The organism is Vibrio toranzoniae (assembly GCF_024347655.1).
GTDB classification, from domain to species: domain Bacteria; phylum Pseudomonadota; class Gammaproteobacteria; order Enterobacterales; family Vibrionaceae; genus Vibrio; species Vibrio toranzoniae.
The window spans coordinates 2,058,724-2,075,185 of record NZ_AP025514.1; the positions used below are offsets into that span (position 1 = coordinate 2,058,724).

Consider the following 16,462-nt stretch of genomic DNA (forward strand, 5'->3'; position numbering starts at 1 on the left):
CAATGGTGCCCCAACCCAATGTGGCATCACAGGCCAAAAGCTTGCTGACACAGCTGTCGCAGCAAATGAAATCAAGAACCAAGTGTTAAACAAGAGAGTAGCTTCCTCCTATGCCAAGAAAGTTTATCAAACGATTTATGCCTGACCATGAGCTCATCAAGCGTCAGAAAGCATTGAAAGTTTTTGGCAATGTTTTGTACAACCCCAACTTGTGGTGTCTTAATCGTCGCTCTGCGGCTGGTGCGTTCGCTGTTGGGTTATTCATGGCGTTTGTCCCTCTACCAAGTCAAATGATTATGTCTGCAGGCCTTGCCATCGCGTGTGGCGTTAATCTGCCATTGGCTGTTGCACTCGTTTGGATAAGCAACCCAGTCACCATGCCTGTACTCTTCTACTTTGCTTATAAAGTAGGGGCTTTTATTATGCATGTACCACCTCAAGAATTTCATTTCGAACTGTCGTGGGACTTCATTTTGGCGCAAATGAGTACTATAGGACCTCCATTCCTATTAGGTTGTCTAATTTGTGGCGTGGTTTCAGCAATGATTGGCTACTTTGGCATTCGTGGCTTATGGCGCTATTCAGTAGTAAGAAGCTGGAAGAAACGAAAAGCTAGGTATTAAACCTACCCTTGTATGTGCCTTACTTAAAACGCATACAAGCAAAAATCAGATGAACAACTAACCTCTGCAATATTGGCATGTAAGGAAAGTTGTAAGAAATGCAGTTTGAATTCAATAAAAAAGGATCCCATCGGGGATCCTTTTTTGCATCTGGAGCAAGACGATTTATTTGTTATTAGAAACGGACGTTATTTAGAACTAAGCACCGAGGCCGGATTTAACTTGGCTGCTCGTGATGCTGGGTACCATGTAGCAAGTACACTCAAAGTAATTGCAGTACCTGAAACCACAACAACATCAATCATATTGAGTTGTGATGGCAAAAAATCGACGAAGTAGATATCACCAGACAAAAACTGATGATCGAGTAACCTTTCAAGCCCTTTAATAAGAGTCGTTAGGTTAAGTGCTACCAAAACGCCTACCGCACTACCAACCAAGCTGCCTAATACACCAGAAAACACACCCTGCCATACAAAAATGCGTTTCACCAAACCGTTCGATGCGCCCATGGTTCTTAAAATAGCGATCTCTGATGCTCTATCTTTTACCGACATCATCAATGTCGAAACAATGTTGAAACAAGCCACACCAATAACCAGTACCATGACCAGATACATAATGGTACGCACCAATTGGATATCACGATATAAGAAACCGAATTTCTGTTGCCAGCTACGCAGATATACATAGACATCAAGCTGATTACCAACCTCACGGACAATAGAATTCGCGTTCAAAACATCGGTGACTTTCAATGAAACTCCAGTGACCGCCTCACCTAAGTTTGCGTAAACTTGTGCATCACCAATCGGGATTAGAGCCAAGCTGTGGTCTATCTGTCCATTAAGAGTCAGCAAACCAACGACTTTAACTCGAACACGTTTTGGCGCTTGAACCTTCACCGACCCATTCACCGTCGGAATCATCAGGGTTAGGTAATCGCCGACTTTAGCGCCGAGCACATTCGCGACGCCAGAACCTAAGATGATCTGCTGTTGCCCTGCCTTAAATTCACTCCAAGCGTGTTTGTCGATGAAGTTAGACAAGCTTGATACTTCTTGTTCACGTTTAGGGTCAACACCGCGCACTTCAATTGCTTTCAGCTCTTTGCCCTTTTCGGCAAGCGCTGTAATTTTCACATAGGGCGCTGCTGCCACAACCTTATCGTGTTTCTCGGACTGTTCAATCACATGCTCCCAGCGAGTGACTGGTTCATTCACACCCTCAAACTCACCGTGTGGAATAACAGAAAGCACGCGCGATTCAAGCTCACGCTCGAAACCATTCATGGCCGACAAACCAATAATGATCACCGCCACACCAACCGCAATACCGATCGTCGAAGACAAAGAGATAAACGAGACCATCTTGTCTCGTTGTTTAGCTCGGCTAAATCGACCGCCTATCAATAGAGATAAAGAAGAAAACACTTAGCTCTCCTCTTTTTCTACGTTAACCAGTAAACCATCTTGCATGTGCAGTTGGCGGTCCATCTTGCCAGCTAGCTCACCATCATGAGTCACCACCAAAAAGGCAGTATCGTATTCACGGTTGAGCTCACGCATTAAATCGTAAATAGACAGTGCGGTATTGTGGTCAAGGTTACCTGTCGGCTCATCAGCCAAAACTAAAGCAGGTTTATTCACTAATGCACGAGCAATTGCCACACGCTGTCTTTCACCACCAGAAAGCTCTGAAGGTCGGTGATCAACACGATGGCTTAACCCAACCTTATCAAGTAACAGCTGAGCTTCTTGTTTTGCTTTCGCAGGTTTCTCGCCACCAATAAGCAACGGCATTGCTACATTTTCTAACGCAGAAAAATCAGAAAGAAGATGATGGAATTGATACACAAAACCAAGATGTTGATTACGAAGTTTTGCTTGCTTATTCGAACTCAAAGACGACAAGTCCTGACCTAGAAAGCTCACACTACCAGCTGAAGCATCATCTAACGCGCCTAGGATATGCAGCAAGGTACTCTTACCCGAGCCAGAGGTACCGATAATAGAAACCAGCTCTCCTTTTTCGATTTCGAAGCTTACTCCCTTGAGTACCTCTGTATCTAACAAGCCTTCGCGGTACGTTTTACGGATATCATTACATTGAAGAAAATTACTCATAACGAAGGGCCTCAGCAGGTTTTACAGACGATGCACGATAAGAAGGGAAAACCGTAGCAATTAGGCTAAGTGCAATAGCCAATACCACAACAACGGCGATTTGAATTGGATCAATCATGACTGGCAGCTGGCCACCAAATGAGAACAGAGCGACACCGAGCGCTTTTAAAAGAGTATTGAGGTTCATTGCTAATACAACACCTAACACGCCCCCCGATAACGCACCAATCACTCCACTACTTGCACCTTGAACCATGAATGTCCCCATCACTTGACCGTCGGTCATTCCTTGGGTCTTAAGAATAGCCACTTCAGATTGCTTCTCCATCACCACCATAATCAGCGCAGAGATAATATTAAATGCAGCAACACCAATGATCAGCCCAAGCATCAAGCCCATCATGTTCTTTTCCATTCTCACGGCTTGGAATAGTTCGCCACGTTGGTCACGCCAGTCACTCCACAACCAGCCTTCAGGTAGCGATTGGTTTGATAGTTCTGCCACTTCAAACGGGTCATCAAAAAACAGTCGCCAACCTGAAATCGTGTCAGACTTATAACGCATCAAACGACCTGCATCTTGAATGTGGGTAACCATTAATTGAGCATCAATATCTGAACCTGTGTTGAAAATACCGGCTACCGTGAAATTTCGTTGGCTTGGAATACGCCCTAACGGCGTGTATTGACTAGCACTCGTCACCATTAAGCGAACTTTATCGCCCATGGATACTTTCAAGTTTCTCGCCAAAGTATGACCAAGGAACAGCTGGTATTGTCCAGCTTTGAGGGAAGACAATCTACCGGCAATCAAGTGATTCTGAAGAGGGTCATCTGAATTAGGTTCAATGCCAATTAACAGACCCGCAGATAACTGAGCAGGGCTTTGTATCACCGCTTCACTACGAACAATCGGTTCGACGTGACCATTAAGCGAGATCTGTTCTGCGAAACTTGGGGCTTTTTCGGAAAGTGAGGTCGTGCCCCCTTGCTCATAAACCACAGCCTGAGGAAGAACGCCGAGAATTCGGTCTTTTAATTGCGCTTCGAATCCGTTCATTACCGATAAAACAGTAATCAAAGACAGCACACCAATGGTGATACCTGCCGTCGACATGTAAGAAACAAAACGGCTAAAGCGATCACCTGAACGGCCTTTCAAATAACGCAGGCCAACAAACATTGAAATAGGATGAAACATACTTTGAACCATCAAAAAGGGATGCGGGTTAATGTAACGGGTATTGCTGTTACTGTGTAGGGGGTAATTGAAAATATAGAGTGAATTAACTCAATTAGTTAGGCTTCAAAAACAGAACCTTGTCAAATAGTGATATTTCAAACAACTATTTAAGACTTTCAATTAACTGACCTTGATTACTGCGGCCACATAGCGATAATCAATAGATCACTTCAAGGAACTAACGCATGACAGAACAAGAGTTTTTCACCGTTCACCACAGCCTTACCGCTAATATAGAACCAATGGAAAGTAACTTCACTTTACCCTCTCAAATTCAGTTCGAATCCGAGATCCCTGCCCCTTTTGTTGTGGCGAGTGAATTTAGCCAATTGGACCTGTTAGCCGACAGTGCTCGCGCAGAACTGAAAAACAGCGACTTGAAGAATGTCACCAGTTTATTGGATGCACAAAACTCTAAATTAAACCTCTTGTTGAGCTTTATGCTATCGCAGCAAGATGATGAGAAATTTCGTACACACACCTACTCTTTTGGTGCGAGTCAGTTCTCTTGTTTTTCCAAAACAGATATCGAAGCAGGTCGCTTAGTTAAAGCTAAGCTATTTATCGAGCACCCTGCCGCCGCTATTTATTGCTACGCGGAAGTCTTCGCTAGCGAACCTAAAGATTCAGGCTTCGAAATCAAATTTAAATATGCTCATCTTCGCGATACTGACCAAGACTTACTGATCAAGGCTGCACTTCATCAACAACAGAAGCTCTTACGTCAACGCTCTCTAGAACGAGATAACAAGTAAATTAACATGACCAAACAATCTATTTTTACACTACCTACACTCAAAGGAGCCGGTGACAAGAAGCACATCGGTAACCTAGTCGGTTCCTCTCTCGCTCTAGCCATCGCTAAACTCGCAGAGCAACACAACAGCCATACTGTGCTTGCAGTGCCAGACCCACAAGTCGCACTAAAGCTACAATCTGAAATAGAACAATTTACAGCGCATGAAGTCGCACTATTTCCTGATTGGGAAACACTGCCATACGACAGCTTCTCACCGCACCAAGAGATCATTTCAGATCGTATCGCACGCCTTTATGCCTTACCGACGCTAAAAGATGGTATTACGATCGTGCCGATCAGCACGCTATTGCAACGTCAATCACCGCGTGACTTTTTGCTGCAACACACCCTAATGGTCAAAACAGGCGACCTCTATTCACTAGAGAAACTGCGCCTGCAGCTTGAAAAGTCCGGCTATCGCTATGTTGACCAAGTATTCGGGCCAGGTGAATACGCAAGCCGTGGTTCTATTCTCGATCTGTTCCCTATGGGCAGTAAAGATCCGTACCGTATCGACTTCTTCGATGATGAGATCGATACCATTCGTACCTTCGATCCCGAGAATCAACGCTCTATCGAAGACATCTCTGAGATTCGCCTGTTACCTGCTCATGAATTCCCAACTTCAGAAACGGCGATTGAAGATTTCCGCATTCGTTGGCGCCAACAATTTGATGCGCGTCGTGAACCGGAATCGGTTTATATGCAAGTATCTAAAGGCACATGGCCTGCTGGTATTGAATATTGGCAACCGCTGTTTTTTGACCACACCGAAACCTTGTTCGATTACATTGCCGATGAAGCGCAACTCTTGGTACTTGGTGACGTAGAAGCAGCTGTCGACACTTTCCTCACAGATGTTGCTCACCGATACGAGCAACGCGGTGTTGATCCACTTCGACCATTACTGACACCAGAACAGCTTTGGTTGAAGAAAGACGAACTGTTCGCACACTTCAAACAGAAGCCACAAGTCAACCTGAGCTTAGAGCCGATTGACGAGAAAGCCGGCCGCACCAATTTGCCGGTCGTGCCACTGCCAGACCTCAGCGTTCAACATCAAAATAAAGAACCTTTATCTAACCTCAGGAAGTTCACCGAAGTCTTTGAAGGCAAAGTGGTCTTTTCGGTTGAATCTGAAGGTCGTCGTGAAGCGCTTAGTGAATTACTTCGTGGCATTAAAGTACGGCCAAGCGAAGTCGAAAACCTCGATGCAGCGATTAAAGCCAAAGACAAATTCAGTCTTATATTAGGTTCAGCTGAACACGGGTTTATCCATGAAGAGCAAAACATCGCGCTTATCTGTGAAAGCGACTTACTTGGCGATCGCGTTGTACAGCGTCGTAAGAAAGATCAGAAAAGCGTAAACAGCGACACCGTAATCCGTCACTTAGCGGAACTTAAACCGGGTCAGCCTGTTGTTCACATTGACCACGGCATTGGTCGCTACATCGGCCTGCAAACACTCGAAGCAGGCGGCATGAAAACCGAATACGTGACACTTGAGTATCAAAACGATGCCAAGTTATATGTGCCTGTTGCATCTTTGAACTTAATTGGGCGCTACTCTGGTGGCGCTGAAGATTCTGCACCGCTACATAAACTCGGTGGCGAAGCGTGGCAAAAAGCTCGTAAACGCGCCGCAGAGAAAGTCCGTGACGTTGCAGCAGAACTACTTGATGTTTACGCCAAGCGTGAGCTCAAACCTGGCTACAAATTTGTATTAGACCGCGGTCAATACGCGACCTTCAAATCTGGCTTCCCATTTGAAGAAACCGACGACCAAGCGATGGCCATCAATGCGGTTATGTCTGACATGTGCCAAGCAAAAGCCATGGACCGCTTGGTTTGTGGTGATGTTGGTTTTGGTAAAACAGAAGTGGCGATGCGCGCGGCATTCGTGTGTACCGATAACAGCAAACAAGTCGCTGTATTGGTACCGACAACACTACTTGCTCAGCAACACTTTGAAAATTTCCGCGACCGTTTCGCGAACCAACCGATACGTGTCGAAGTACTGTCTCGATTTAAGTCAGCGAAAGAACAGAAATTGATCATGCAAGATGTCGCCGACGGTAAGGTTGATATCTTGGTTGGCACTCACAAGCTACTTTCTAGCGATATTAAATTCAAAGACCTTGGCTTACTGGTTGTCGATGAAGAACACCGCTTTGGTGTACGTCAGAAAGAGAAAGTGAAAGCGATGCGTGCCGATGTTGACATCCTAACCCTCACCGCAACGCCAATTCCACGGACATTGAACATGGCAATGAGCGGTATGCGCGACTTGTCAATCATCGCAACACCGCCAGCACGACGCTTGGCGATAAAAACCTTCGTCCGCGAGAGTGATGATGCCATCGTAAGAGAAGCGGTACTTCGTGAAATCATGCGTGGTGGTCAAGTTTACTTCCTGCATAACCAAGTCGACACGATTGAAAAGACGGCTGAGTCACTACAAAAACTGATTCCAGAAGCGAGAGTCACCGTGGCTCATGGCCAGATGCGTGAACGCGAACTAGAGCGCATCATGAATGACTTTTACCATCAGCGCTTCAATCTTCTGGTGTGTACAACCATCATCGAAACAGGTATTGATGTTCCGACAGCAAATACCATATTGATGGACAGAGCAGATCACCTTGGTTTGGCACAGCTGCATCAATTGCGTGGTCGTGTGGGTCGTTCTCACCACCAAGCTTATGCTTACTTACTAACGCCACATCCGAAAGCAATGACCAAAGATGCCATCAAGCGATTAGACGCCATTGCTTCTTTAGAAGATTTAGGAGCTGGATTCACTCTCGCGACTCATGACTTAGAGATTCGTGGTGCAGGTGAACTGTTGGGCGATGATCAAAGTGGCCAAATACAATCCGTTGGTTTTACACTTTATATGGAAATGCTTGAACAAGCCGTTGAAGCACTGAAAGAAGGCCGAGAGCCTTCACTTGATGACCTGTTGCGAGAACAGACTGAAATTGAAATGCGTCTGCCTGCATTATTGCCCGACGACTATATTCCAGACATCAATACTCGATTATCGACCTACAAGCGTATTGCGAGCGTCAGTGATACTGATGAGCTAGCAGAGCTGAAAGTTGAGCTAATCGACCGCTTTGGCAGCCTTCCTGACGCGACCAAGAACTTGTTGTCCGTATCTGAACTTAAGTTAGCGGCCGCGTCTATCAAGGCGAAGAAAATTGAAGCTCACGATAAGGGCGGATTCTTAGAATTCTACCCGGATGCTGACATAAACCCAGCCTACCTTGTTAAACTATTGCAATCCCAACCGCAAAAGTTTTCAATGGAAGGACCAACAAAGTTCAAATTTACGATACCATTGGTCGACAGACGGAAACGAATTCAATTTGTTAGTGATTTATTGGGCGAATTCAGGCAGAACTTGCTGCCTTCGGCATAAAGCCCAATCCACTGCACATATAAATTATCCAGCCGTAACAGCGGCTGGAAGACGGAGTAAAAATGAAAAGACTGATCCCACTGCTACTATTGTTCGTCTCACTGCCAAGTTTGGCTCAGAGACAATTTGATATAGAAGTGATCATTTTCAAGCGCGCAGTTGATGCAGAAAAAGTCAACGAGTCTTGGCCGAACACTCAGCCTGAGATTTCACTTGAGCGCGTTGGTTCATTTCAAGATACCCAATATCGCTCCAGGAAAGGCGTACAGATGCTCCCTTACTCGGAATATAAGTTAACGCCTCAGAAAAATAAACTGAGCAATCATGCAGGCTTTGAAGTTCTGATGCATACCGCTTGGCGTCAAGGCGACCAAGGTAAAAGCTATGCTCCTGTCTTCCACATTCAAGCAGGTAGAGACTTCTCTAAGCAGTTCAATGCCGACGGTTCAGAGAAAGGCGCTGTGACAGCATCAAACCCGGATGGCTTCCAAGAAGAGACCATTGATAAGCCGCTTTATGAATTAGACGGTAAACTACAAATCTACGTGCAGCACTATTTATACGCTGAAACAACATTAGATTTAAAAGCACCGAGCATTCGTGAAGTGACTCTACAAGAACAACAAATCGAGCTAGATTCACCAGTAAGTGGTGCAGAGAGCAATGTTCAAGTCGGTAACCTCACCGAGATCTCTCCGACTGTTGAAGTAGAAGAATTCCTTAAGAGCTACCGCATGGATCAAAAACGTCGTATGCGCAGTACCGAAACTCACTACCTTGACCACCCACTTCTTGGGATGGTGATTCAAGTTCGACGTGTAGCACAATAAGTCGATGTAAAATAACTTAAGTTATATTAATTCAATACGCCCTCCATTGTGAGGGCGTTTTATTAAGTACAACCCATATTCACACGTACTTACTGCCCTTACCTAACATTTACACATTCTTCGGTACTTCTTATGAGCCCTGATTTTCAGATCAATACACAGCACCTTAACCTCAAAATCATTGAAGCCTCAGATGCTCAAGAATTTTCTGAGCTGGTAAAGTCCTCCCCTAGCTTGCTTCCATGGGTAGACTGGTGCCACGATAAGTTTTCTATCGTCGAAGCCGAGAAGTTCATTCTGGCAACTCGCTTAAATTGGGTCAAAGCAGAGGCGTTTGGATTTGGTATCTTTGAGCGAAGAAGCGATAAATTAGTCGGTATGGTTGCGATCAATGAGCTTTATCACACCTTTAATATGGCGAGTGTAGGCTATTGGGTGGGTGACAATTTTCAGAGGAAAGGGATAGCCAAAGAGGCCATACTAGCCCTGTTTGAGTTTTGCTTCGCACAATTGAAGTTAACTCGCCTAGAAATCGTCTGTGATACAGAAAACCTACCAAGTCAAAGGTTGATTGAGAAATGTGGCGCCGAACGAGAAACCATCGCCAAGAATCGCTTTATCTTTAATGGAAAGCCGAAAGATGGCGTGGTTTACTCGGTATTACCGCCAGCGGCTTAACCGCTATAACTCAGTGATAAGCGTAAATATCACTAAACTGACACGATCAAAAAAGAGCTCCGAAGAGCTCTTTTTTATTATCAGCGTAATGCCCTTAGAAGGCTTATCTGATTAGTGAAGCTTTAAGTTTGGACGAAGTACACGGTTAATACGGCCAACTAACATCATCAACGATGTTTTGATTAATCCATGAAGCGCCATTTGATGCATACGGTACAAAGATATATAAACTATACGAGCTATACGACCTTCAACCATCATAGAGCCTTTGGTTAGGTTACCCATCAAGCTACCTACCGTAGAGAAACGGCTTAATGAAACAAGCGATCCTTTATCTTTGTAGATGTAATCTTTCAGGTCACGACCATTTAGTTTGGCAATAATATTGCTGAATGCACAACTTGCCATTTGGTGGGCTGCTTGTGCACGCGGTGGAACGAATGAACCATCGGCTTGTGTACATTGTGCCAAGTCACCGATAGCAAAAATGTTATCATCATACGTAGTTTGCAGAGTGTTTTTTACAACCAATTGGTTAATACGATTCGTCTCAAGACCACCAATATCTTTCATGAAATCTGGTGCTTTGATACCTGCAGCCCAAACCATTATTTGCGCTGGGATCTTGTCACCATCTTTGGTTGTTAAGCCATCAGCATCCGCTTGCGTCACCATAGTATTAGTACGAACGTTCACACCAAGCTTCGTTAGCTCAGAGTGTGCAGCACTTGAAATACGAGGAGGAAGAGCAGGGAGAATACGCTCACCCGCTTCAATAAGATTCACGTTCAGCTTACTTGAGTCTAGGTCGCCAAAGCCGTAAGTACGAAGCTCTTTAACCGCATTGTGTAGCTCTGCAGAAAGCTCTACGCCTGTCGCACCCGCACCAACAATCGCAATATCAACGGTCCCTTGACCGTTTTTAGCGTGAAGCTTCAAAAACTGATTGTTCATCTCTGTACGGAAACGGTGTGCTTGCTCTGGGCTATCAAGGAAAATACAGTTGTCACGAACACCTGGAGTATTGAAATCATTTGACGTGGAACCTAGCGCCATCACCAGGATATCGTATTCGAGCTCACGGCTTGGCATAAGCAGTTCACCGTGATCATCTTTAAACTCACTTAGAGCAATGACTTTACGCTCACGATCGATGTCGTTCAGGCTGCCCATTTGGAAGTCAAAGTAGTGGTTTTTTGCATGCGCACGGTAACTCAATGCATCAACACCTTCATCTAACGATCCAGTTGCTACTTCATGAAGTAATGGCTTCCATAAGTGACTCGCTTTGCGGTCTACCAAGGTAATCTGGGCACGTTTTTTACGACCTAAGGTACGACCGAGTTTCGTTGCTAGCTCTAAACCACCAGCACCACCGCCTACTACGATAATTTTTGTCACAATGACAATCCTCTACAAAATGAATAAATGGGGTTCGGCTCGATTACTCCAACCGATAAATTCTATATATCTACTCGGCCTACCTTCAAAGGTTACGGCTTATTTGATAACTGTGATAATGGCTGACAACAGCTCACGAGTAGTTAGAGGGGTTTCAAATAACAAATGCATTTCTGTTATTCTGCTCACGTGGGTAAAACTAAAAGGTGTCGACCTTCGAGGAAGAACACAAATAATGGGCAAGTTTTTCACTCGCTCTCAATTTTTTTTGATATTTGTCAAAATATTTTTCTTGTGAACATTATATATAGCAAAAAGATGACCGCAACAATAATCCTTAACCTTAATGAGGATTCGCAACGAATGAGCTAACGTTTGAACAGCTCATAATCAAACATACATCAACATCTAGAAAAAGAGTCCCTCTTAGTTTAGATATAAAAAAGCAGCACTCGATTAAGTACTGCTTTTTTAGAAAATAGAATAGAGTGATTAAGCGTTTTTGAAAGCACTTATTGTCTGAAGGTGCTGAGAAATTTTTTTGAACTTATGGCTCTCTTTCTCATCCCAAATAACTTCGTAGTAGTCTTCAAGCGCAGCTGCGGTCTTTGTATTATCATGAATTTCATCAGCACGAGAAAGTATAACTAAACAACGTCCTTTATTCTTCATACGATACTGAGCAACACACTTAGTTGCGATATCTTCGTATTCTTCAGGGCGATCTATTCGGCCAACCATGTTGAGCTCAGGTTCCAAATTAGGGTTGAACAATACCTGCTTGATCCCACACAAAAAACCAATACGCTCCGACCAAAAACCACCTAGACCCACGCCACAAATGATTGGATGTGGATCATCGGATTGCTCTATCACTTTATGCACTTCTTTAAGTAAGTGTTGCATATCGTGTTTGGGGTGCAAAGTACTGTAGTTAATAAAACGAACATCATCATCAATGAATTGCAGCTGCAATATCTTTTCGTGATTGCCAGGACTCGTAGAGTCGAAGCCATGCAGGTAAATAATCATTTGTACCTCCCTTATTGAATACTGGTACGCTTAGATTAATCTAACATGAAAAGTAAGGTTTTAAAGTAAAGAGAAATAAAATTAGATTTTTTTCACTTCCTAAACGTGATCCTAATTACAGAAAGTGCGGCTAAGATCTTCCGCTTCCTCTACGTAGCTACCGTCACCCCAAAGCTGATGTGCCAATAAATACCACAGCATTGCCATCATTCGACAGCGTGGTAACCACTGCTCTACCCCGTCCACCCAAGTCTGCACATCATGGATGTCTCGCAGCTGACAATACTGATGAACGGCTTCAGTGACAGACGCACCGGCAATAGAGATGGTTAAAGCCAAGTCTAGTCTTGGGTCTGCCAACGCTGCGTATTCCCAATCAATGATTTTAATTCCGTCGCGACTCTTCACGAGGTTATAACCACCAAAATCAAAATGACACAGAGATAAACCAACACTTGAGATGTTCGGAGCTGATCGCCATTCTTGATAAATAGTAGTATAGGTTTCGTCCTTGTGTGCATCATCAAGTTGAAGCCAGTAATGGTCAACTCGTGCGGTGAAGCTAAATGGTTGGAGTGGTAGTCGCTTGGTATTAACTAAATGCACCGATGTGAGTGTTTTTAAGAGGTGATATAGGTCTAGCCCCTCATATAACGTATCACCTGCTACCCACTCGACTAGTAACCCGTGCTGATTAACCAGTATTGGGCTTGGGCCAATACTAAGACGTTCTATGGTAGACAATACTTGGTACTCTTCATGACGAGAGATAAAAAAAGCGTTAGTGATCGGCGTAATCGGGCGCCAAACATACGCTTTCTCGTCTGCGGAAACTAATTTCCAACATCGATTAGTCAAACCGCCTGTTAAGGTCTGCGCCCTGATTGGTGGCTCAGAAAAGTAGCCATCAAGCGAACTCAGACTGGTATCAAGAAGCTTAGCCTCAGACCAAGAAAAAATTGCCATTGTTTATTCCCTATAAACGTCTTCAGTTCTTACAAAAAAGACACTGACCAAAAGCCAGTGTCTCTTCATAAAACAGCATTTGATCTGTTGTATTGGCGTATGGCCAAGCTAAACACTGTCAATACTGGCTGCGTTGAGTTAACAAGTAAGCGAAATTAAAGACCCAGTAGGCTCTTAGATTGTTGCTTCCGGATTTCAGTCTCATCTGCCCATTCAATCAAACCAGACTCAAGATCCATTAGACGCATCGTCATTTTGTAGTAAACATCCCCATCGCTACCGTCTTTCTTTACAATGCTTGATAGGTTGCCGTACAACATGTATTGCGCACCGACCATTTTACCAAACTGGATTGCTGAGCTTTGGTTTACCAGCTCATCATTATTTTGGAAATTTAATTGGTCACGAACAGACTCTACACGGTCCATATCAACGAAGCGAAACTTGCCAGAGTTCAGCATCTTAGTACTGATAGTGTCAGTGATTGACTCTGTATCGATGTGCTCACTGGTTTTGTTCTTGATTCGCTCTACGAACACGATTGGACGCTGCTCACGAGTGATGTAAGCCACAGAACCAGAAGCCATCATGCTATCGACCATTTCACCCGCAATCGTTTGAAGGTCAGTTGAACCGAAATCGATTGTCGTGGTTTCTACTGCTTGTGCATCACCGTAGCTTACCTTGTTTGAACAACCACCTAAAATAACCGCTAAACCTAGTAACGCAATGACACTCTTTTTCATGTTATTTCCTTAACTTATCACTGAGTGGGGTGACCCTCACTCTTAAATTCTTGTAGTAGCGAATCAATAGTTCTTCTTTTTGATCCCTGTTTATTTTAACTTTGTTCTGATGAGTTATTGCTCTCGGAACTGAACTCGGAACTGAGTTGCCTTCGGGTTTACCGATACTTCTGACAACGAAATACTTTCAAAACCACGAACAATCGCTTGCTTCCAAGGGCCTTGTTTTAGGTTGACCTCAAGCCCTGCATCGTCGTACCAGTAAAAGCGATAGAGGATATGTTGATCGCCTTTATAGTTGCTGTTTAAACGCACGATTCCTCGTGTATGACCATCAATTTGGTCGGTGCGAATATCTTCAACCATTAAACGGCTGCCCAATACCTTGTCACCAAAGAATACGTTCTGAGTCAGGCTATCAACCCTTACGCCAGCTGTATTATCAGCACAACCAGCTAGAGCTATAACCGCTGCTAAGCTCACTAACCACTTTTTCATTACAGCCTCCCTAGCTGTTTATGCCACATTGTTGCGTTGTTCCCTTGTCGAGAAATCCAAACCACGGTGGTCTGCCCTTCTCGAATATCAAAGTCATACGTTTTCACGCCCGCTTCTAACGTATATTGACCGCTACTTGCTACAAACGTGCTGCTCTTAATCTCAGCGGGTAACGATTGCCAACTACGAGTATCTGGTTGTTCGGTGAATACATTCCACACATTGAACAAAATATTACCAACGTCGTTGCCTTTAGTTGCTTCTTTTCGGATACGATCTTTTGCCACAACACGCAAAGCCTGACGAATCACAATAGTCGTCAGGCGTTCAGATAAATCGTTCTGAGCCATTGCGTTTACGTCCGTGAGCAAGTGTTCTTGCAACGGCTGCCCACTGATTCGTAAGGCTGGAAAACGCTCTACATTCTGACTTGGGTAATATGGCAGCGCCAGAGAATATACCGCTCCCTGATCTCGACTGTCATAAATAGGTAAATCCAATCGCCAACTGTCCATAGCTTGAACAGCGCTTTGCTCCTGAAGCACAATCACACGGCCTTGACCGTTGCCAAGCTTAGACGATTGCTTGTAACGCTTTTCAAGTGTCGCGAGATCTTGTCTCATTCCTAAACGAGCGGCTGTCGCCATCGTTCTATCGATGACTTCTTGGTTCTCTGGCATAACCGCCAAAGCACGTCGATAATCAACATAAGCGCTGTTTAAATCATTTGAAGCCTCATAAAGCAGGCCAGACAAAAACATCAAATACGCATTCTGAACTGACTGCAACTTTTTACCCGCATCGGGATAATTGGCAAGAATGCTACCGACATTGGCAGATAAGCCCTGTTTCTTCGCATCGTTGGCTGCTCTTTCTAGATCAGCTTCACGTTGCTTCTTTGCTTGTTCTTGAACTTGGTTGGCACGACGCATTTCGATCACCGCACCTTCTAGATCGTTCTTCTTGAGGTAGTTTAAGCCAAGATAAAGGTGAAGAAAGCCTAACTCGTAATCGGGCGGCACATACTCGGTAATATTATCGTTGACAGCCAACGCACCCACGCTGGTCGCACTGTCTGAAATAGAGATCACGGCTTTGTTTTGTTGCTCTTTTACGGCCTGATCGGCCAATTCAAACGAAGACTTACTCTCAGGGTACTTTTGATCGAGCAGATTAATTCTGCCTCTTTCAAAGTTATCAAGGATGGCGCCTGCCGCGTAATCTGGTAACTCTTGTTGAGCCTCTGAATAATCTCCAGACTTCACCGCTTGATAGATAGCTTTGTTTTGTGCGCTGTAATGACTGAACAGGCTGCCTGCAGACATACTTGCACATCCCGCGGTCAACGCCGATAACAGGGCAATGGAAGCGAATCTAAACTGTTGCTTCACTTATCGTCTCCGTGCATGTTTAAAATGCCAACTTTGTTAGGCTTTGCTTAGGTGATACCGATATTCAGACCACAGATAAAACTTAAAGTTGGCATATAAACTACAAATTTTCCAACTAGCTGTTTATGTGAATCAACTAATTGGCGAGTTTTCGTTAGCTCATTAGCTTTTTAACTAACTCATCAACTTGTTTTGGTTAGCTCATAAGCAACGGACCAAGCGGACGGCCACCCACTAAGTGCATGTGAATATGGTAAACCTCTTGACCACCATGAGAATTACAGTTCACGATAAGACGATAGCCATCTTCTGCGATACCTTCTTCTTTTGCTAACTTACGAGCAACGGTAAACATGCGCCCCATCATCGCTTCATCTTCGACTTCAACATCGTTGGTTGTTGGAATCAGCTTGTTTGGGATAATCAAAATATGGCTAGGAGCGCGAGGGTTAATATCGCGAAACGCCGTTACTAAGTCGTCTTGATATAGCAGATCTGCAGGAATTTCTTTATTGATGATCTTACTAAAGATGGTTTCTTCAGCCATGTTTTTCTCCGATAAAACATTTACTTTTTAATGTTTTGAGTATGCGCTATGCCGCAACAAACCACAATAAATCCGCTTTAAAGCTTAATAAAAAACACCGTTCAAATCAAAGAAAACGAGCTTTAGATCTCAAGAATGGCATATTGGTTATAACTGAG

At 44.2% G+C, this 16,462-nt stretch carries 15 protein-coding genes; 5 read left to right on the forward strand and 10 right to left on the reverse strand.

The genetic code is table 11. The annotated features are described in order from the left end of the window. Positions 1-110: 110 nt before the first annotated feature. A complete protein-coding gene (locus tag OCU50_RS09120; protein WP_060468055.1) occupies positions 111-623 on the forward strand; it encodes a DUF2062 domain-containing protein in 513 nt (170 codons plus the stop codon). Positions 624-811: 188 nt separating this feature from the next. Here the strand turns inward: OCU50_RS09120 and lolE are convergent, their stop codons facing one another. From lolE to lolC, 3 genes are read right to left on the reverse strand one after another with little or no spacing between them, the layout of a single operon-like run. After that, positions 812-2,056 (reverse strand): lipoprotein-releasing ABC transporter permease subunit LolE, encoded by a 1,245-nt coding sequence (gene lolE / locus OCU50_RS09125; protein ID WP_060468056.1) that lies wholly within the window; start codon positions 2,054-2,056, stop codon positions 812-814. Then, complete coding sequence (gene lolD, locus OCU50_RS09130) at positions 2,057-2,749, reverse strand: lipoprotein-releasing ABC transporter ATP-binding protein LolD (RefSeq protein ID WP_060468057.1); 693 nt, start codon at positions 2,747-2,749, stop codon at positions 2,057-2,059. Beyond that, a complete protein-coding gene (gene lolC, locus OCU50_RS09135) occupies positions 2,742-3,950 on the reverse strand; it encodes a lipoprotein-releasing ABC transporter permease subunit LolC (protein ID WP_060468058.1) in 1,209 nt (402 codons plus the stop codon). The genes lolD and lolC overlap by 8 nt, the downstream gene beginning before the upstream one ends. 227 nt (positions 3,951-4,177) lie before the next feature. Here lolC and OCU50_RS09140 point away from each other — a divergent pair, with 227 nt between their 5' ends. The 4 genes from OCU50_RS09140 to OCU50_RS09155 all read left to right on the forward strand — a co-directional run bounded on the left by OCU50_RS09140 (position 4,178) and on the right by OCU50_RS09155 (position 9,723). Next, positions 4,178-4,747, forward strand: coding sequence for a hypothetical protein (locus OCU50_RS09140; protein WP_060468059.1), 570 nt, complete (start codon positions 4,178-4,180; stop codon positions 4,745-4,747). A gap of 6 nt (positions 4,748-4,753) precedes the next feature. Continuing rightward, positions 4,754-8,215 carry a transcription-repair coupling factor gene (mfd, locus tag OCU50_RS09145; protein WP_060468060.1) on the forward strand — a complete coding sequence of 1,154 codons (3,462 nt, stop codon included), beginning with the start codon at positions 4,754-4,756 and terminating at the stop codon, positions 8,213-8,215. 62 nt (positions 8,216-8,277) lie between these two features. Beyond that, positions 8,278-9,045 carry a peptidoglycan binding protein CsiV gene (locus OCU50_RS09150; protein WP_060468061.1) on the forward strand — a complete coding sequence of 256 codons (768 nt, stop codon included), beginning with the start codon at positions 8,278-8,280 and terminating at the stop codon, positions 9,043-9,045. Positions 9,046-9,177: 132 nt separating this feature from the next. Beyond that, positions 9,178-9,723: a GNAT family N-acetyltransferase gene (locus OCU50_RS09155; protein ID WP_060468062.1), complete on the forward strand. Its 546-nt coding sequence runs from the start codon at positions 9,178-9,180 to the stop codon at positions 9,721-9,723. 111 nt (positions 9,724-9,834) lie between these two features. Here the strand turns inward: OCU50_RS09155 and OCU50_RS09160 are convergent, their stop codons facing one another. The 7 genes from OCU50_RS09160 to hinT all read right to left on the reverse strand — a co-directional run bounded on the left by OCU50_RS09160 (position 9,835) and on the right by hinT (position 16,304). Continuing rightward, positions 9,835-11,124 carry an NAD(P)/FAD-dependent oxidoreductase gene (locus OCU50_RS09160; protein WP_060468063.1) on the reverse strand — a complete coding sequence of 430 codons (1,290 nt, stop codon included), beginning with the start codon at positions 11,122-11,124 and terminating at the stop codon, positions 9,835-9,837. A gap of 492 nt (positions 11,125-11,616) precedes the next feature. Further along, entirely contained in the window at positions 11,617-12,156 is a 540-nt protein-coding gene (ycfP, locus tag OCU50_RS09165) for an alpha/beta hydrolase YcfP (protein WP_060468065.1), read from the reverse strand. Positions 12,157-12,267: 111 nt separating this feature from the next. After that, a complete protein-coding gene (locus tag OCU50_RS09170; RefSeq protein WP_060468066.1) occupies positions 12,268-13,122 on the reverse strand; it encodes a phosphotransferase in 855 nt (284 codons plus the stop codon). Positions 13,123-13,277: 155 nt separating this feature from the next. Beyond that, complete coding sequence (gene lpoB / locus OCU50_RS09175) at positions 13,278-13,868, reverse strand: penicillin-binding protein activator LpoB (RefSeq protein WP_017057020.1); 591 nt, start codon at positions 13,866-13,868, stop codon at positions 13,278-13,280. 114 nt (positions 13,869-13,982) lie between these two features. After that, a complete protein-coding gene (locus tag OCU50_RS09180) occupies positions 13,983-14,366 on the reverse strand; it encodes a YcfL family putative periplasmic lipoprotein (RefSeq protein ID WP_017057019.1) in 384 nt (127 codons plus the stop codon). Then, a complete protein-coding gene (locus tag OCU50_RS09185; protein ID WP_060468067.1) occupies positions 14,366-15,757 on the reverse strand; it encodes a COG3014 family protein in 1,392 nt (463 codons plus the stop codon). The genes OCU50_RS09180 and OCU50_RS09185 overlap by 1 nt, the downstream gene beginning before the upstream one ends. Before the next feature lie 196 nt (positions 15,758-15,953). Beyond that, the gene (hinT, locus tag OCU50_RS09190) at positions 15,954-16,304 is read right to left on the reverse strand and encodes a purine nucleoside phosphoramidase (RefSeq protein ID WP_004736268.1); all 351 of its coding nucleotides are present in this window, start codon (positions 16,302-16,304) and stop codon (positions 15,954-15,956) included. Between the last annotated feature and the right edge of the window lie 158 nt (positions 16,305-16,462).

Excerpts from the sequence above, each read along its gene's own strand:
- OCU50_RS09120 (WP_060468055.1), top strand. The coding sequence starts at position 111 with ATGCCAAGAAAGTTTATCAAACGATTTATGCCTGACCATGAGCTCATC.
- lolD (WP_060468057.1), bottom strand. The coding sequence starts at position 2,749 with ATGAGTAATTTTCTTCAATGTAATGATATCCGTAAAACGTACCGCGAA.
- lolC (WP_060468058.1), bottom strand. The coding sequence starts at position 3,950 with ATGTTTCATCCTATTTCAATGTTTGTTGGCCTGCGTTATTTGAAAGGC.
- OCU50_RS09140 (WP_060468059.1), top strand. The coding sequence starts at position 4,178 with ATGACAGAACAAGAGTTTTTCACCGTTCACCACAGCCTTACCGCTAAT.
- mfd (WP_060468060.1), top strand. The coding sequence starts at position 4,754 with ATGACCAAACAATCTATTTTTACACTACCTACACTCAAAGGAGCCGGT.
- OCU50_RS09150 (WP_060468061.1), top strand. The coding sequence starts at position 8,278 with ATGAAAAGACTGATCCCACTGCTACTATTGTTCGTCTCACTGCCAAGT.
- OCU50_RS09155 (WP_060468062.1), top strand. The coding sequence starts at position 9,178 with ATGAGCCCTGATTTTCAGATCAATACACAGCACCTTAACCTCAAAATC.
- ycfP (WP_060468065.1), bottom strand. The coding sequence starts at position 12,156 with ATGATTATTTACCTGCATGGCTTCGACTCTACGAGTCCTGGCAATCAC.
- OCU50_RS09170 (WP_060468066.1), bottom strand. The coding sequence starts at position 13,122 with ATGGCAATTTTTTCTTGGTCTGAGGCTAAGCTTCTTGATACCAGTCTG.
- lpoB (WP_017057020.1), bottom strand. The coding sequence starts at position 13,868 with ATGAAAAAGAGTGTCATTGCGTTACTAGGTTTAGCGGTTATTTTAGGT.
- OCU50_RS09180 (WP_017057019.1), bottom strand. The coding sequence starts at position 14,366 with ATGAAAAAGTGGTTAGTGAGCTTAGCAGCGGTTATAGCTCTAGCTGGT.
- hinT (WP_004736268.1), bottom strand. The coding sequence starts at position 16,304 with ATGGCTGAAGAAACCATCTTTAGTAAGATCATCAATAAAGAAATTCCT.